The following is a 1,307-nucleotide window of genomic DNA, read 5'->3' as shown; positions in this document are numbered from 1 at the left end:
GGCGGATTCAAGGGGTCGTTGCAACACGCGGTTGTTTGATCAGGCCGTGAGTAGTTTATGCAGGCGCTCGGCTGGGGTTTCCCAGTCGAGCGTTTTGCGAGGGCGGCTGTTGAGTTCGGCGGCGACTGCGTCGAGGTGGTCGCGGGTGTGGACTGCGAGATCGGTGGCCTTGGGGAAGTACTGCCGTAGCAGGCCGTTGGTGTTCTCGTTCGAGCCGCGCTGCCATGGGCTGGCCGGGTCGCAGAAGTAGACCGGGACGTTGGTCGTGAGGGTGAAGGAGCCGTGGGAGGCCATCTCGATGCCCTGGTCCCAGGTCAGCGACCGCACCAGGTGTGCGGGCAGTGTCGTGACGGTGTCCACCAGTGCATTGCGGACGTGTTCCGCGCCGCGACCGTGGGGAAGGTGCAGCAGCATCACGTAGCGGGTGGCCCGTTCGACCAGGGTGCCGATGGCGGAGGCGTTGTCCTTGCCGATGATCAGGTCGCCTTCCCAGTGGCCGGGCACGGCCCGGTCGGCTGCCTCGGCTGGACGCTCACTGATCATCACCATGGGGGTGGAGAACCGCTTCTGGCGTTGCTGGGCCTGGCGGCGGGGCTTGCGCATGGTGCGTCCGGTGCGCAGAGCGCGGGCCAGTTCGCGACGCAGTTCACCGCGGCCCTGGATGTAGAGGGCCTGATAGATCGTCTCGTGGGCCACGTGCATCTCCGGCCGGTCGGGAAAGCGCCTGCGCAGCACGCGGCAGATCTGTTCGGGGCTCCAGCGCAGACCGAGGTGAGCCTGGATGAAATCCCGCAGTTCCCGGTTCTGGCCTATCTTCCCCGGCTTGGGCCGGGGCCGGCGTGCTTCGGCCCGGGCCTGGGCCGCATGGGGGCGGTAGTGCCACCGGCCGCGCGGGTCAACGGTCCGGTTGCGGCGGATCTCCCGACTGATGGTGGACGGGCTGCGGCCCAGCTCGGCGGCGATCTGCCGAATGGACGCCTTCTCCCGCAGCCGGTCGGCGATGCGGACCCGGTCGTTCTCACGCAGGAAGCGGCTGGGACCGGAGACGGGTGCCACCGCGGTGATCGGCAGCGCCCCCACCTCACTGCCGGACGGGGCACGGCCGTTACGCCACCGCTTCCCCGTCCGGAGGTTGATCCCGACGATCCGGCACGCTTCCCGACTGCTCATACCCTGTTGCACGAGCTGAAGGTAGACGCGCCGCTCCTCGGTCAATCTACGACGGCCCCGGTTGACTGACCGGTCCCGGATCTCGAAGTCCATCGCACTCCCCAGCTGGGGTGTTGCGACGACCACAAGAACTCAAG

Annotated in this window: 1 protein-coding gene; it reads right to left on the bottom strand. The window is 68.0% G+C overall.

The window, feature by feature from the left end:
* Positions 1-39: 39 nt before the first annotated feature.
* A complete protein-coding gene (locus ABZ910_RS36290; RefSeq protein WP_361373701.1) occupies positions 40-1,170 on the bottom strand; it encodes an IS30 family transposase in 1,131 nt (376 codons plus the stop codon).
* Positions 1,171-1,307 lie beyond the last annotated feature (137 nt).

The organism is Streptomyces sp. NPDC046805 (assembly GCF_040645355.1).
Lineage (GTDB): Bacteria > Actinomycetota > Actinomycetes > Streptomycetales > Streptomycetaceae > Streptomyces.
Note: the sequence above shows the minus strand (reverse complement) of the source record. Positions and strands in the feature narration are given on the sequence as shown.